Raw genomic sequence first — 13,850 nt, forward strand, 5'->3', positions numbered from 1 at the left:
CGGGTATAGATCAGCATCACAATGCATTCCCGATCCGGTCCCGTGACTATGCCTGTCCGCTATTTTCCCGCTCTGTTCGTCGTCCTTTGGGCCACCGGCTTCATCGGCGCGCGCTATGCCATGCCCTACATAGAGCCGTTCTATTTCCTCACGGTACGGTTTTTGATCGCGGGCGCCATCCTCGGCCTCTGGGTGGTACTCGATGGTAATCATTGGCCCAGTAAACGCGGTGCAATGCACGCGATCATTGCGGGGTGTCTCATTCACGGAGCCTATCTCGGCGCTGCGTTCTGGGCCATCCATAATGGATTGCCCGCAGGCATGTCGGCACTCGTCGTTGGCCTGCAGCCCTTGATCACGGCACTGCTCGCGGGGCTGGTACTCGGCGAAACCATCCAGCCGCGCCATTGGGCCGGACTTGCCGTCGGCTGCATCGGCGTCGCCATGGTCCTGTGGCCGAAGCTCGTCATTTCCGCCGGCGGCATCACCCCGGCGACTGTTTCGGCAGCAGTCTTTTCGGTTGTTGCCATCAGCATCGGCACCGTCTGGCAAAAACGCTTCGTCGGCACCATCGATCTGAAGGCGGGTACCACCCTCCAATATCTTGGCGCCGCGGTCCTTACCGGCCTATGCTCGCTGTTGCTGGAGACACACACGATCATCTGGTCGGGCGAATTGGTATTTGCCATGTTCTGGCTGGTATTCGTCCTGTCGATCGGCGCCGTGCTTCTGCTGATGCTGCTCATCAATCAGGGTGCGGTGTCCAAGGTTGCGTCGCTGTTCTATCTGGTTCCAGGCGTTACGGCGCTGATGGCCTATGCTCTGTTCGGCGAAACACTGACACCGTTCCAGCTCGTGGGAATGGTTATTGCCAGCCTGGGCGTTGCGCTCTCGACGGGTCAGAGACGCGCGGCTTCCTCGATTTCCCAATAACGGATGATCGCGGCGTTGATTTCCGCGCCGATGATGAAGATCGCCGCGACGATATAAAGGAAAACGATCGCCGCCATGATCGATGCGAGGCCCGCATAAGTCGACACATAGGTTGCAAAGGTTTCGAGATAGCTTGCAAAGATCGTGGCACCAACGGTCCACGCAAGCAGCGTCAACAGGACCCCGGGCAATATCTCGACAAAACGGCGATGCCCGGCCGGCAGCCACAAATGCACCACCAGCAAGCCGATAATCAGCACGGCCGAAGCAATACAATAGCGCCAAAAACTGATCGTTCCTGACACGAGAACGAGCTCCGGGATATAGATGGTCGCGATACGCATGGCGAGCGGTGCCAGGATCAGCAGGAAGCTGATAGCCATGATGCCTATCGTTGCGACGATGACATAACCGAGGCTTTGCAGGCGGCAATAGATGATCGAGCGCGTATCGATCACGCGATAGGCACGGTTGAGCGCCACGCGCAGCGCTTCGATACCGTTAGAGGCGAAATAGGCCGCCGCGATCACGCTGATCGTCAAAAGCCCGCCGCGCTGAATATTGAGGACATTGCGCACTTCCTGCGCAATCGGCTTGGCGATCACCTCCGGCCAGGTATCGAAAATCACGTGGACAGCCGTATCGGTAAAGGCGCTCGCCCCAAGAAAACTTGCGAGGGAAGTCGCAAATATCAGGAATGGAAAAAGCGCGAGAATTCCCGAAAGGGCAACATGGCTTGCGAGTGCCCACCCATCATCGGTGCTGAAATGCCGCCACGTATCAACGACAACACGCCAAAGAAAAGATTTTGCCCTACGCATTGATGATTGTTCGCCCCTTCAACTGAGCAGATTGCAAGGCGCCGGGGAATATGTGAAGTCTTTTCATGCAATCAATTGAAAAACATCCGGAAAACATGACCCGTTCTAGAACGATTTTGATCACAGGATGTTCCAGCGGGATAGGTGCCTATTGTGCCCGGGCGTTGAAGCAGGATGGCTGGACCGTCTTCGCAACCGCCCGGAGTCCCGCCGATATTGAAATGCTTCAGGCCGACGGCCTGGCCGCCTTTTACATGGACTACAGCAAATCCGCATCGATTTCTGCGCTGGTCGAAGCAGTGCTCATCGAAACAGGCGGCACGCTGGATGCCCTTTACAACAATGGTGCCTATGCGTTGCCCGGCGCTGTCGAAGACATTCCGGTTGCAACACTCAGGGAACAGTTCGATGCGGCGTTCTTCGGCTGGCATGAACTCACGCAGCTGATCGTCCCGGTTATGCGGGCACAGGGTCATGGCAGGATCGTACATTGCTCATCCATTCTCGGGCTCCTGCCGATGAAATGGCGCGGCGCCTATGTCGCAGCGAAGTTTGCGCTTGAGGGTCTCATGCTGACACAGCGCATGGAACTGAAAGGCTCCGGCATCGAAGTCTCGCTTATTGAACCTGGCGCAATTGAATCGCGCTTCACCTCGCATGCCTTCCAACAGGTCGAGCGCTATATCGATGTCGAAAAATCGGTGCATCGCGAGGTCTATCGCAAGCTCGTCGGTCAATTCTCGCTGGAAGGTCGCAGGTCGCGCTTCAAGCTTGGTCCTGAGGCTGTTTACGCTGTTCTGAAGCATGCGCTGGAGAGTCCGCGCCCCAAACCGCACTATCTTGTGACGCGACCAGCGAAAATTGCCAATTTTGCGCGCAGATTTCTATCCGCACGTGCGCTATATCGCGTGCTTGCGAGCCAGTCATGACAGGAGCAGACTGCAGGCAAGTCTGACGATCAAGGAATAGAGTATGGATGTCATTTTCAAATTTCTGGCCCTCGTGGCGATTGCCGCGGTGACCATCGTGCTCCTCATTGGACTGCGCAACATGATGAAGGGTGGCGACGCCAACTTCTCCAACAAGATGATGCAATTGCGCATCTTCCTGCAGCTGATCGCCATCATCCTCATCGTCGGTGCGATCTATTTCCACCGCTCGGCAGGCTGATCATATGGTCAAGCTGAACAAGATTTACACGCGTACGGGCGATGACGGCACGACCGGCCTCGGCAGCGGCGAACGGCGCGTGAAACATGATTTGCGCGTCGAAGCCTATGGCACGGTGGACGAAGCAAACTCTTGTCTCGGGCTCGCGCGCCTGCATACGGAAAAAGACTTCCCCGAGCTGGACGCCATGCTCATGCGCATCCAGAACGATCTCTTCGATCTCGGTGCCGATCTTGCAACGCCCGATACGGGTCAAACCCTCCCTTACGAACCCTTGCGCATTATCGACAGCCAGGTCCTGCGGCTTGAAGCGGAGATCGACATTTTGAACGCAAACCTTGCACCGTTACGCTCTTTTGTGCTGCCCGGCGGCTCGCCGGCATCCGCCGCGCTGCACCTTGCCCGCACCGTGGCGCGCCGCGCCGAGCGGCAGATGGTCGAACTCGCGCAGAAGCCTGGCGAGACAGTCACGCCGGCCGGCCTGAAATACATCAACCGCGTGTCGGATTTTCTCTTCGTCGCCGCCCGCGTGGTCAATGACAATGGCGCGAGCGACGTGTTATGGGTGCCCGGACACAATCGCTAAATGTCGCAATCGCTGAGGCAGGGAACCGGCGCCGATGTTCATTCCATTGCATGACGCCAACAGTCTCAAATACATCAAGCTGGAATATGTGACGCTTTCGCTGATCGTCATCGACGTGCTTGTCTATCTGGCCATGGCTGTTGACGGCGAGGCTGCCCAGGCCGCAGCGATCGGCCTCGGTTACATACCCGCCGTCATCCATGACATGGCAGTTCTGCCTGCCAGGTATTACTTCGTCCCGTCCGATTTCACCTATATCACCTACGCTTTCCTGCACGCCGACATCTTCCATCTCGGCGGCAATATGCTGTTCCTCTGGGTTTTCGGCGACAACGTCGAAGATGCGCTTGGCCACATCAAGTTTCTGATCTTCTATCTTCTGTGCGCCGCCGCCGGAGCGTTCCTGCATGGCGTGATCCTGCCAGATTCAGAAGCACCGCTCATCGGTGCTTCTGGCGCCATCGCCGGCATTGTCTCGGCCTATCTGCTATTGCATCCACACGTAAGGGTCTGGGTGCTGGCCTTTGGGCGCATACCCCTGCGCATCCCGGCGATCTATCCGCTCGTGCTCTGGGTCGTGACACAATTCGCGATGCTTTTGTGGGGCGGGCAGGAACAGGTTTCCTGGCCGGCCCATGTCGGCGGCATCATCGCCGGCGCTGTTCTCATCGTGTTCATGAAGCGCCGAAGCGTGCCATTGTTTGACCGGGCTATCGTCTCGCCGCGCGCCGTCGTGGTGGAGAAAGAACCGGAACCCGTCACCCGCGAGGCAGAACCGGTCAAGTGGGGCCGCTGATCGTTTTCATTCAATCGTTTGAACTGCCGTAAGCAGATTGACCTTTAGGTCGCTCATATTTACGGTCCCGCGCAACTCAGACGCGCCAGTGTCGTTTTTTTCACCTCCATGTCGGCTTCCGGCAAGCGGGTAGCACCATCGGACAGGTAAATCTGTCCTTCGTTTATTTGAGAGGGAATCCCTATGAAAGTCCTCGTACCGGTAAAGCGGGTAGTCGATTACAACGTGAAGATCAGGGTAAAAGGCGACGGTTCCGGCGTCGAACTTGCCAATGTGAAGATGTCGATGAACCCGTTCGACGAAATCGCAGTCGAGGAAGCGCTTCGTCTGAAGGAAGCCGGCAAGGTAGAGGAAGTGGTCGTCGTATCGATCGGACCGGCGCAGGCGCAGGAAACCATCCGCACCGCCCTCGCCATGGGTGCCGACCGCGGTATTCTGGTCAAGGTCGACGATATCGTCGAGCCACTCGCTGTCGCCAAGATCCTGAAAGGCGTCGTCGATGCCGAACAGCCGAAGCTGGTCATCCTCGGCAAGCAGGCTATCGACGATGATGCCAACCAGACCGGTCAGATGCTTGCGGCGCTGCTCGGCTGGAGCCAGGGCACCTTTGCCTCGAAGGTCGAGCTCGGTAGCGACAATGCCAAGGTCACGCGCGAAGTCGATGGCGGTCTGCAGACAATCGAAATCACGCTCCCCGCTATCGTCACCACCGACCTCCGTTTGAACCAGCCGCGTTATGCCTCGCTGCCGAACATCATGAAGGCCAAGAAGAAGCCGCTGGATGAAAAGTCCGCTGCCGATTATGGCGTCGATACCAAGCCGCGCCTCAAGGTCATCAAGACTGAAGAGCCGGGCGGCCGCAAGGCAGGCGTCAAGGTCAAGGATGTGGCGGAACTCATCGGCAAGCTGAAGAACGAAGCCGGCGTTCTGATTTAAAGGATAAGGAATTTCACCATGGCTATTCTTCTTTTTGCCGAACACGATAACGAGACCCTTTCCGACCAGACCGCCAAGGCGCTGACGGCGGCGCTAGCCATCGGCTCGGATGTGCACGTCCTTGTCGCGGGCAAAGGTGCCAAGGGCGTCGCCGAGCAGGCTGCAAAGCTCTCGGGCGTCAAAAAGGTTCTCCTCGCCGATAGTGACGATCTGGCCAACCGCCTTGCCGAGGCAAGCGCAGCGCTCATCGTTTCGCTCGCCGGCAATTACGACACGATCATTGCGGCCGCGACCACCAACGGCAAGAACATCCTGCCGCGTGTTGCTGCCCTCCTGGACGTCATGCAGGTCTCGGACATCATCGAGGTGGTCTCGCCCGATACCTTCAAGCGCCCGATCTATGCGGGCAACGCCATCCAGACCGTACAGGCAACCGATGCAACGAAGGTCATCACCGTGCGCACCGCAACCTTCGCGGCTGCCGGTGAAGGTGGCTCGGCTTCCGTCGAGACCATCTCGGCTGCAGCCAACCCCGGCCTGTCGAAGTTCGTCGAAGCCAAGCTTTCCGGCGGCGACCGTCCAGAGTTGACGTCCGCCCGCATCATCATCTCCGGTGGCCGTGCTCTCGGCTCGAACGAGAAGTTCAAGGAAGTCATCCTTCCTGTCGCCGACAAGCTCGGTGCGGCTGTCGGTGCCTCGCGCGCTGCGGTGGATGCCGGCTACGCTCCGAACGACTGGCAGGTTGGCCAGACCGGCAAGGTGGTGGCGCCGGATCTATACATCGCCGTCGGCATCTCCGGCGCGATCCAGCATCTGGCCGGCATGAAGGATTCGAAGGTCATCGTCGCCATAAACAAGGACGAGGAAGCCCCGATCTTCCAGGTCGCTGATTACGGTCTCGTCGGCGATCTCTTCGTCATCCTGCCGGAGCTTGAAAAGGCACTTTGACTATTTAATTCGAACTTTAAAATGAAATTGCTTGGCCGGGGTAGACGAACGCTACCCCGGCCATTTAGTTTGTGTGATATATTCATAATAAGACGGGATGGAAACATGGCTGGCACGATCAAAACCGTAGGCATTGTTGGCGCGGGCCAAATGGGCAGCGGCATTGCACATGTCTGCGCTTTGGCTGGATACGATGTTTTGATCCATGACCAGTCGGCCGAACAGATCGAAAAAGCCCTCGCCACCGTCAACGGCAACATGGCCCGCCAGGTTTCCCACGGCAAGCTCGAGGAAGCGCAGCGCGTCAAGGGAATGTCGCGTATCCGTCCGGCATTGCGGATGGAGGACCTTTCCGGTGTCGATCTTGCGATTGAAGCGGCCACGGAAGATGAGACCGTCAAACGCAAGATTTTCGCGCAGCTTTGTCCCAACCTCAATCCGGAAGCCATCCTCGCCACGAACACGTCATCGATATCGATCACACGCCTCGCTGCGACCACCGATCGCCCGGAGCGATTCATCGGCATTCACTTCATGAATCCGGTTCCGGTGATGCATCTGGTCGAGCTTATCCGCGGCATCGCGACAGAAAACGTTACATTCGAAAGTGCCCGCGAATTTGTCGCCAGCCTCGACAAGACCATTACCGTATCCGAGGATTTTCCGGCATTCATCGTCAACCGCATCCTTTTGCCGATGATCAACGAAGCGATCTATGTGCTCTATGAGGGCGTCGGCTCGGTCGATGCCATCGATACCGCGATGAAACTCGGCGCCAATCATCCCATGGGGCCGTTGCAGCTGGCCGATTTCATCGGCCTCGATACCTGCCTGTCGATCATGCAGGTTCTTTATGACGGGCTGGCGGACTCCAAATATCGCCCCTGCCCGCTCCTGGTAAAATATGTTGAAGCCGGTTGGCTCGGACGCAAGGCCGGCCGCGGCTTCTACGATTATCGCGGCGAACATCCCGTTCCGACACGCTGAATGTTCTCCACGCATGACTGTTGAGATTCATGCTATGACGGGACGACAACCGTGGTTTTCGAGCACCGGAGCGCGGAAAAACGCCATTTGCAAGCCGTCAGAGCCTGAAAATCGATGAGCGGCGACGACAGCACACCGTATGGTCCGGACACACGGCGCTTGTCCAAAGTCCTTGTCGAGATCGGCGCGGATCCGGCGTCGAGAATATCGTTCGACGACATTCTCGACGCCTTGTCTGAGCGCAGTTTCGGTGCGCTGATGATCCTATTCGCGGCGCTCAATCTTGTGCCGCTTCCACCGGGCACGTCCACGATCTTCGGCATTCCGCTGGTGTTGCTTTCGATCCAGATGCTGCTTGGTTTTGAACAGCCGTGGTTTCCGGCCTTCATGCGGCGGAAATCGATGCATGTCGAAACGTATCGCCGGTTCATTGCAAGGCTGGAGCCCATGCTCGTTCGCTTTGAAAAATTGGCGCGCCCGCGCTATTGGTTCGTTCCGCAAATGCTTGTCGAGCGGGTCGTCAGCATCGTCGCGCTGCTGATGTCGCTGATTGTCATCCTGCCGGTGCCGCTGATCAATCAGCTGCCGGCGCTCAGCATTGTCCTTTTGGCCATCGGCCTTGGCGAACAGGATGGCGTCTGGCTTGGAACAGGCCTCCTGGTGGCTGCGCTTGCCGCGGGCATCGCCATAGGCCTTGGCGCTTCGGTCGGCCTCGCGGCCCTGCATATTTTCGGTTGAACATGAACGAAGATAAAAAGATCACAATCTACGTCGACGCCGATGCCTGCCCGGTCAAGGCGGAGATCTACCGTGTCGCCGAGCGTTATGGCGTGAAGACCTTCGTTGTCTCCAACTCGATGATGGCAATTCCGCGCGATCCGATGATCGAGCGTGTCATCGTCAGCGATGGTTTCGACGCAGCCGACGACTGGATCGCGGAGCGTGTCTCGCGCGGCGATGTTGTGGTGACGGCGGATATTCCGCTTGCCAGCCGCTGCGTCAAGGCTGGGGCCGATGCCATTTCACCAACCGGTCGCGCCTTCACGCAAGCATCGATCGGCGATACGCTGGCCACGCGCAATCTCATGGACGAGCTTCGTTCTGCCGGGCAGATCACCGGCGGGCCGCGCCCATTTTCCCCGAAAGATCGTTCGAGCTTTCTTTCCGCTCTCGACCTCGCTATTGTGCGTTTGAAACGTGCGGGCTTCACCTCCTGACGGGAGTGCGGATGGGAGCTATGCGTTTCTTGGCATTGACGGAACGCGTCGCAGGCTCTACGAGAGCGCAACAAAGCTACATGCGTGCCGCTCGTGCTCCCATTGACGCCGAGCCAACAACACGCTCAAACCAGCACTGAAAGTTCATTGATGACTATTTTTGATTCTATCGCTCCGGCGTTGTCCGGTGCATTGGCAGCCCGTGGCTACGAGACCCTGACGCCGGTCCAGACCGCTGTGCTGGCCCCGGAAGCCGAGGGCGCCGACCTTCTGGTCTCCGCCCAGACCGGCTCCGGCAAGACTGTCGCCTTCGGTATCGCTATCGCCCCGACCTTGCTTGAAGGCGACGACCGCTTCACATCGATTGGCGCACCTTACGCTCTGGTCATTGCCCCGACGCGCGAACTGGCATTGCAAGTTCGCCGCGAGCTCGAATGGCTCTACGAGGCCACCGGAGCGCGCATCGCCTCTTGCGTTGGCGGCATGGACATGACCAAGGAGCGCCGCGCACTTCAACAGGGCGCGCATATCGTCGTCGGCACACCCGGCCGTTTGCGCGACCATATCACCCGCGGTTCGCTCGACATGAAGGAACTGCGCGCGGTCGTGCTCGATGAAGCCGATGAGATGCTCGATCTCGGTTTCCGCGAAGACCTGGAATTCATTCTCGGCGAAGCACCGAAAGACCGCCGCACCCTGATGTTCTCGGCAACGGTACCAAAACCCATCGCCCTGCTTGCCAAGCAGTTCCAGAAGGATGCGCTGCGCATTTCCGCCACAAGCGACCGCGAGCAGCATGCAGATATCGAATATCACATCATGCCGGTGGCGCCGCGTGAGCGTGAAAACGCCATCATCAATTCACTGCTTTTCTACGACGCACAGAACACCATTATTTTCGGATCGACCCGCGAAGCTGTGAAGCACCTGACCAGCCGCCTGTCCAATCGCGGCTTTTCCGTCGTTTCTCTTTCAGGTGAACTCAGCCAGGCCGAGCGCACCAACGCGCTGCAGGCGATGCGCGATGGCCGCGCCCGGGTTTGCGTTGCAACCGACGTTGCGGCACGCGGCATCGATCTGCCCAATCTGGACCTCGTAATCCACGCCGACCTGCCCAACAATTCCGAAACGCTTCTGCACCGAAGCGGCCGTACCGGACGCGCGGGTCGCAAGGGCATCTGCGTTCTGATTGTGCCCGCATCTCGCCGCCGCACCGCCGAGCGCCTGTTGCAGGGTGCCAAGCTGTCGACGACCATGGTGCCGCCACCGGACGCCGACGCCATCAACAAGCGCAACCACGACCGCATTCTCAACGATCCTTCGCTGACGGAAGTCGTGAACGAGGAAGAGGCAGGGTATGTGGCCGAATTGCTCGGCTTACATTCTGCCGAACAGATCGCCGCTGCCTACCTGCGCCAGCAGATGGCGGCCCGCCCTGCCCCGGAAGAACTTTCCAACACGCCGTCGCATGTCCTTGAACCTATCCGCAAGGGCAGCTTCGAGGATCGTCCTGGCCGGGGTGAGCGCACGTCGCGCTCGGATCGCTTCGTTGAGTTCGAAAGCGGCGCATGGTTTTCCTTGAGCGTCGGCCGCAAGCAACGCGCCGAGCCCCGCTGGCTCCTGCCGCTGATCTGCAAGGCCGGCGATATCACCAAGACCGACGTCGGCTCGATCAAGATCCTCGAGACAGAGACGCGTTTTGAAATCACCGCCAGCAAGGCCGATGCCTTCATGGCGCGGATAAAGCAGTTCGGTTCTGGCGAAAAAGGCGTGAACATCACGCGCAGCGAAGGGCCTGGCCCTTCATCGCCGCGCCGGACTGAGGGCGGCGACTTCAAGCCGAGGAAGCAATTCGGCGAGAAGCGCGAATTTGACAATCGCAAGTCGCGCTCCAATGAAGAGAAGCCCAGGACCGATTGGGCGGCCAAGCCTGCCAAGGCAAAGCCGGAAGGCTGGACCACAGAAAAGCCTGAAAAGCCGAAGAAAACACCAAAAGAGCGCAAACCAGGCGAACTGCATGGCTTTGACAAGTACAAAGCCAAGAAGGCACGGAAAGCCGCAGCGGGAGGAGCTGAGTAATTCAGCGCGTTCGCATAATCTATAAGAAGCTCCATCTCACGATGGAGCTTTTTTTATGCCCAACCCTGGACGCCAAGTTCTGCCAGCCGCTTCACCGCCGTTGGCGGCATGGGTGGCGGGTTGTCCGACTGCGCCGCTTCGATCAAAAGCTCGTCGCAGGCAGCTTCCGTGACCTCCTCGAGCTTCTTCAAGAACGCGTCATTGTCGAGACCTGGCTGGATCGGCGGCAGAATGCGGCAGCGGATGACCCCGGGATAGCGCATGAACTTTCGGCGCGGCCAATAGAGCCCGGCATTGTGCGCGATCGGAACGACGGGAACGCCGAGTTCGCCATAGATGTGCGCGACGCCGTATTTGTAATGCGGCGGCGCCCCTGGCGCGGTCCGTGTGCCCTCGGGGTAGATCATTAGCTGTCGCCCTCCTGCAACAGCTTCGCGCGCACCTCTGACCGCCACTTTCATGGCCGCTGAACGCTTGCCGCGATCGATCGGTACCATTTTCATTTTCTGAATGTACCAGCCGAACAGCGGGATCCAGGTCAGTTCCCGCTTCAGGATATAGACCGGATCGGCGATGTGCGGCAGGAAGGCATAGGTATCCCAGAAGGATTGGTGCTTCGGCGCACAGATATACGGACCGTCCGGGATATTCTCCAACCCGTCGATGTGGACGTCCGCGCCGACGATCACCTTTTGCAGCCACAGATTTGACTTCGCCCAGTTTTTCGGAACGCTCCACGCTTGCTTGCGCGGGCTCAGGAAATAATAGGGCGTGAAGATGATCATCCGGACGATCAAATTCAGATAGAACAGTGTGTTGAAAACAATTGATCGGATGATCGTCATTTAGGACTCGGGATAGGATTGGCCTGCGCCTTCCTATACCAATGCGGCCCTGCCGTGAACTCTCAAAAAGTCTTCGCGCCAAGCTTGAACCCGAACAGGCTATCGGGGAGATGCGAGCGAAGTTCAGCACCAAGATATTTCATGTATTCCACCAGAAGCACCCGCACCACCAGGCCGCGGGAAATCCAGTCGCCGTCGCGCAGGTTGGTGTTGATAATAGGATAGGGGATGAATTCGATGTCCTGCGAGACGCGCCGGAGTTCCACCATCGTGCGGGGGATATGATAGTTGTTGGTGACCACGATCACCCGCTTGTACTGGTTCATATGCGCCCACTTGACGCTCTCGGCCGCATTGCCGACGGTGTCTTGCGCCGAACGGTCGATATCGACGCAGCATTCGAACAGGGTGGCGTCGCCGCCGGTCACACGCTGCAGTTCATTGCGATTGGTCGTCGGATGCACACCACTGATGAACAGGCGCTCGCCGCGCTTGTTCTTGAGGAGATCGAGCGCCCCTTCGATCCGCGAATAACCGCCGGTCAGAACGATTATCCCATCGGCAGGCCGCGTAAGGTCCGGCGCCTCCATGGTCGTGACGCGATCGGCGAAAAGAATGAACCCGCCGATGAACAGGACGAGGCCGAGAATGCAGACGATGAACAACGGCAGCACGATGCGCCTGCGGACGAAGGCGAGCAGCCGTCCGCTGCGCGTCGTAGCGATGTGATCTTGCTGGTTGCCGTCGTCTGCGCCGCCCATGATGGATTAAAAATGCCTTGTTCGAGGTTTGTTCTTGTTCTGTTTAAAAGAGAGTGCCGGGGCTCAGCTCTTGTACAATCCGGATATTAAAATGAATGAAATGGCATCAGGTTTCGTGACTATCACCGCTACGCCCGTCAACCCGCCTTAAATGCGCTATGACCGTCATTCTTGTTGTAATCATGGTCAGAATGCTGACCGCCAATATGATGAGAATGACGCCCGTATAGCCGCCTGATCCGATGGAAAAATTGCCGAACAGCGCCGTCGCCTGGTCGGCCTCGGGCGTCGCCAGATTACGCGACGACCACCAGCCGATACAAAGGAAAATGATGATGGCAAGCGCGCCGCCGCAAGCGGCACCCTTGAGCGCCGTCCAGAAGAAATGCCGCTCGAACTGACGCGCCACGAAATTCTGGTCGGCACCGATAAAATGCAGAACTTCGATGATATGTCCGTTGCCGGCCATTGCTCCACGCGTTGCAAAAATAACCGTCAGCACAGTCGCTGCCACGACGAGCGCAAGCACCGCCATGCCGATCAGGACCGTCGAACGCGCCATGGAAACGAGCCGGTCGACCCAGTTGCGATGATCGTCGAAACTGGCGCCCGGAACCTCCTTGACCAGCGCCGCGCGAATTGCCGCGAAATCCGGCGGTGAAGCTTCGTCGAGCGTCACGATCACCAGCCTTGGCACCGGCAGCTCGTCAATATCGAGACCGGTTCCAAGCCATGGCTCGAGCAGGCGCTCGGTCGCGGCACGGTCGATGATGCGCGTCGATTTCACGCCGGCAAAACCCTGTGCGATGGTGCTCGCCTGGTTGAGCAGCGCTTCCATGTCCTGGCCCTCGACCGGACGTATCTGAATGGTAGCCTCGGTCGAAATCTGGCTTTGCCACGTTGCGGCCGTCGACTGGACGAGACTGACGGCGCCAACGGTAAGGCAGGCGAGGAAAGTCATGATAGCAATGACGATCATCAGGGCGTGGCCAACAACATTGCCGGCGGGCACGATCGGCGCCTGCCCGCTTTTGGCCCGAAACCGCTCCATGGCACGGCCAAACAGATCGAGCGCCAGATATTTGATGCGGGCGGCGTCAATCATAAATGTCGAGCCTTCCCTGATCGAGGATCATGCGCCGCGCGTTAATCTGGTCCATCAGCGTCAGATCATGCGTCGCAATGACGACCGCCGTGCCCGAGCGGTTCAGCTCGCCGAAAAGCCGGAGCAGGCGCCGCGCCAGCGGCGGATCGACATTGCCGGTCGGCTCATCGGCGAGCAGAATTTCAGGTTGGTCGATCAAAGCCCGCGCGATTGCCGCGCGCTGTTTCTCGCCGCCGGAAAGGACGGGCGGCAGCACGTGCATGCGCTCGCCAAGGCCAACCCAGTCCAGAAGCTCTTCGACTTCGGCGCGATAGGTCGCCTCCTCCTTGCCGCGCACACGCAGCGGCAGCGCTACATTCTGATAGGTGGTCATGTGGTCGAGCAGACGGAAATCCTGGAAAACCACGCCGATGCGGCGTCGCAGCAGCGGCATTTCCTTAGACGAGATCGTGGCGATATCCTTGCCAAAGACGTTGATCAGGCCGCGCGTCGGCTTCAGCGTCATGAACAACAGCCGCAGCAGTGACGTCTTTCCTGCACCCGACGGGCCGGTCAGGAACTGGAACGACCGCGGTGAAATATGGAGGCTCACATCCCGCAGAACCTCCGGACCCATCCCGTATCGCAAACCGACATTCTCAAAGCGAATCAAGCGTTACTTTCCAA

General features: G+C 58.6%; 16 protein-coding genes. 11 read left to right on the forward strand and 5 right to left on the reverse strand.

Translation table 11 applies throughout. The features are described 5' to 3' along the window. Nucleotides 1-48 precede the first annotated feature (48 nt). A complete protein-coding gene (locus tag J2X72_RS00165; protein WP_310069206.1) occupies nt 49-933 on the forward strand; it encodes a DMT family transporter in 885 nt (294 codons plus the stop codon). Here the strand turns inward: J2X72_RS00165 and J2X72_RS00170 are convergent. Next, complete coding sequence (locus J2X72_RS00170) at nt 900-1,754, reverse strand: YihY/virulence factor BrkB family protein (RefSeq protein ID WP_209999509.1); 855 nt, start codon at nt 1,752-1,754, stop codon at nt 900-902. The genes J2X72_RS00165 and J2X72_RS00170 overlap by 34 nt on opposite strands. 65 nt (nt 1,755-1,819) lie before the next feature. Here J2X72_RS00170 and J2X72_RS00175 point away from each other — a divergent pair, with 65 nt between their 5' ends. The 10 genes from J2X72_RS00175 (at nt 1,820) to J2X72_RS00220 (ending at nt 10,473) form a co-directional block, all read left to right on the forward strand. Next, on the forward strand, nt 1,820-2,683 hold the full coding sequence (locus tag J2X72_RS00175) for an SDR family oxidoreductase (protein WP_310067169.1): 864 nt from the start codon (nt 1,820-1,822) through the stop codon (nt 2,681-2,683). Nucleotides 2,684-2,726: 43 nt separating this feature from the next. Then, nucleotides 2,727-2,924, forward strand: a complete 198-nt coding sequence (locus J2X72_RS00180; RefSeq protein ID WP_209999507.1) for a twin transmembrane helix small protein — start codon at nt 2,727-2,729, stop codon at nt 2,922-2,924. 4 nt (nt 2,925-2,928) lie between these two features. Then, on the forward strand, nt 2,929-3,510 hold the full coding sequence (locus tag J2X72_RS00185; protein WP_310067175.1) for a cob(I)yrinic acid a,c-diamide adenosyltransferase: 582 nt from the start codon (nt 2,929-2,931) through the stop codon (nt 3,508-3,510). A 34-nt stretch (nt 3,511-3,544) separates the two neighbouring features. Beyond that, nucleotides 3,545-4,306 (forward strand): rhomboid family intramembrane serine protease, encoded by a 762-nt coding sequence (locus J2X72_RS00190; protein WP_310067178.1) that lies wholly within the window; start codon nt 3,545-3,547, stop codon nt 4,304-4,306. 183 nt (nt 4,307-4,489) lie between these two features. Further along, on the forward strand, nt 4,490-5,242 hold the full coding sequence (locus J2X72_RS00195) for an electron transfer flavoprotein subunit beta/FixA family protein (RefSeq protein WP_209999501.1): 753 nt from the start codon (nt 4,490-4,492) through the stop codon (nt 5,240-5,242). 18 nt (nt 5,243-5,260) lie between these two features. Next, complete coding sequence (locus J2X72_RS00200) at nt 5,261-6,190, forward strand: electron transfer flavoprotein subunit alpha/FixB family protein (RefSeq protein ID WP_209999499.1); 930 nt, start codon at nt 5,261-5,263, stop codon at nt 6,188-6,190. A gap of 105 nt (nt 6,191-6,295) precedes the next feature. Continuing rightward, the gene (locus J2X72_RS00205; protein ID WP_209999497.1) at nt 6,296-7,177 is read left to right on the forward strand and encodes a 3-hydroxybutyryl-CoA dehydrogenase; all 882 of its coding nucleotides are present in this window, start codon (nt 6,296-6,298) and stop codon (nt 7,175-7,177) included. A 114-nt stretch (nt 7,178-7,291) separates the two neighbouring features. After that, a complete protein-coding gene (locus J2X72_RS00210; RefSeq protein ID WP_310067184.1) occupies nt 7,292-7,915 on the forward strand; it encodes an exopolysaccharide biosynthesis protein in 624 nt (207 codons plus the stop codon). Nucleotides 7,916-7,917: 2 nt separating this feature from the next. Further along, nucleotides 7,918-8,394 carry a YaiI/YqxD family protein gene (locus J2X72_RS00215; RefSeq protein ID WP_209999478.1) on the forward strand — a complete coding sequence of 159 codons (477 nt, stop codon included), beginning with the start codon at nt 7,918-7,920 and terminating at the stop codon, nt 8,392-8,394. A 150-nt stretch (nt 8,395-8,544) separates the two neighbouring features. Then, nucleotides 8,545-10,473, forward strand: coding sequence for a DEAD/DEAH box helicase (locus J2X72_RS00220; protein ID WP_405044622.1), 1,929 nt, complete (start codon nt 8,545-8,547; stop codon nt 10,471-10,473). A 53-nt stretch (nt 10,474-10,526) separates the two neighbouring features. On the opposite strand, the gene J2X72_RS00225 is transcribed toward J2X72_RS00220, so the two are convergent. From J2X72_RS00225 to ftsE, 4 genes are all read right to left on the reverse strand, one after another. Then, entirely contained in the window at nt 10,527-11,318 is a 792-nt protein-coding gene (locus J2X72_RS00225) for a 1-acyl-sn-glycerol-3-phosphate acyltransferase (protein ID WP_310067188.1), read from the reverse strand. A gap of 62 nt (nt 11,319-11,380) precedes the next feature. After that, nucleotides 11,381-12,079: a YdcF family protein gene (locus tag J2X72_RS00230; RefSeq protein ID WP_310067191.1), complete on the reverse strand. Its 699-nt coding sequence runs from the start codon at nt 12,077-12,079 to the stop codon at nt 11,381-11,383. Between the two features lie 106 nt (nt 12,080-12,185). Further along, complete coding sequence (locus J2X72_RS00235; protein WP_405044623.1) at nt 12,186-13,184, reverse strand: cell division protein FtsX; 999 nt, start codon at nt 13,182-13,184, stop codon at nt 12,186-12,188. Next, the gene (ftsE, locus tag J2X72_RS00240) at nt 13,177-13,800 is read right to left on the reverse strand and encodes a cell division ATP-binding protein FtsE (protein ID WP_245426436.1); all 624 of its coding nucleotides are present in this window, start codon (nt 13,798-13,800) and stop codon (nt 13,177-13,179) included. Before ftsE ends, J2X72_RS00235 begins: the two co-directional genes overlap by 8 nt. Nucleotides 13,801-13,850 lie beyond the last annotated feature (50 nt).

The organism is Phyllobacterium sp. 1468, assembly GCF_031455525.1.
Lineage (GTDB): Bacteria > Pseudomonadota > Alphaproteobacteria > Rhizobiales > Rhizobiaceae > Phyllobacterium.

What these genes read in the sequence shown, in the direction of transcription:
- J2X72_RS00200 (WP_209999499.1), top strand. Translation starts at nt 5,261, where the DNA reads ATGGCTATTCTTCTTTTTGCCGAACACGATAACGAGACCCTTTCCGAC.
- J2X72_RS00215 (WP_209999478.1), top strand. Translation starts at nt 7,918, where the DNA reads ATGAACGAAGATAAAAAGATCACAATCTACGTCGACGCCGATGCCTGC.
- J2X72_RS00225 (WP_310067188.1), bottom strand. Translation starts at nt 11,318, where the DNA reads ATGACGATCATCCGATCAATTGTTTTCAACACACTGTTCTATCTGAAT.
- J2X72_RS00230 (WP_310067191.1), bottom strand. Translation starts at nt 12,079, where the DNA reads ATGGGCGGCGCAGACGACGGCAACCAGCAAGATCACATCGCTACGACG.
- J2X72_RS00235 (WP_405044623.1), bottom strand. Translation starts at nt 13,184, where the DNA reads ATGATTGACGCCGCCCGCATCAAATATCTGGCGCTCGATCTGTTTGGC.
- J2X72_RS00190 (WP_310067178.1), top strand. Translation starts at nt 3,545, where the DNA reads ATGTTCATTCCATTGCATGACGCCAACAGTCTCAAATACATCAAGCTG.
- J2X72_RS00170 (WP_209999509.1), bottom strand. Translation starts at nt 1,754, where the DNA reads ATGCGTAGGGCAAAATCTTTTCTTTGGCGTGTTGTCGTTGATACGTGG.
- J2X72_RS00165 (WP_310069206.1), top strand. Translation starts at nt 49, where the DNA reads ATGCCTGTCCGCTATTTTCCCGCTCTGTTCGTCGTCCTTTGGGCCACC.
- ftsE (WP_245426436.1), bottom strand. Translation starts at nt 13,800, where the DNA reads ATGGGTCCGGAGGTTCTGCGGGATGTGAGCCTCCATATTTCACCGCGG.
- J2X72_RS00185 (WP_310067175.1), top strand. Translation starts at nt 2,929, where the DNA reads ATGGTCAAGCTGAACAAGATTTACACGCGTACGGGCGATGACGGCACG.
- J2X72_RS00210 (WP_310067184.1), top strand. Translation starts at nt 7,292, where the DNA reads ATGAGCGGCGACGACAGCACACCGTATGGTCCGGACACACGGCGCTTG.
- J2X72_RS00175 (WP_310067169.1), top strand. Translation starts at nt 1,820, where the DNA reads ATGCAATCAATTGAAAAACATCCGGAAAACATGACCCGTTCTAGAACG.
- J2X72_RS00180 (WP_209999507.1), top strand. Translation starts at nt 2,727, where the DNA reads ATGGATGTCATTTTCAAATTTCTGGCCCTCGTGGCGATTGCCGCGGTG.
- J2X72_RS00195 (WP_209999501.1), top strand. Translation starts at nt 4,490, where the DNA reads ATGAAAGTCCTCGTACCGGTAAAGCGGGTAGTCGATTACAACGTGAAG.
- J2X72_RS00205 (WP_209999497.1), top strand. Translation starts at nt 6,296, where the DNA reads ATGGCTGGCACGATCAAAACCGTAGGCATTGTTGGCGCGGGCCAAATG.
- J2X72_RS00220 (WP_405044622.1), top strand. Translation starts at nt 8,545, where the DNA reads ATGACTATTTTTGATTCTATCGCTCCGGCGTTGTCCGGTGCATTGGCA.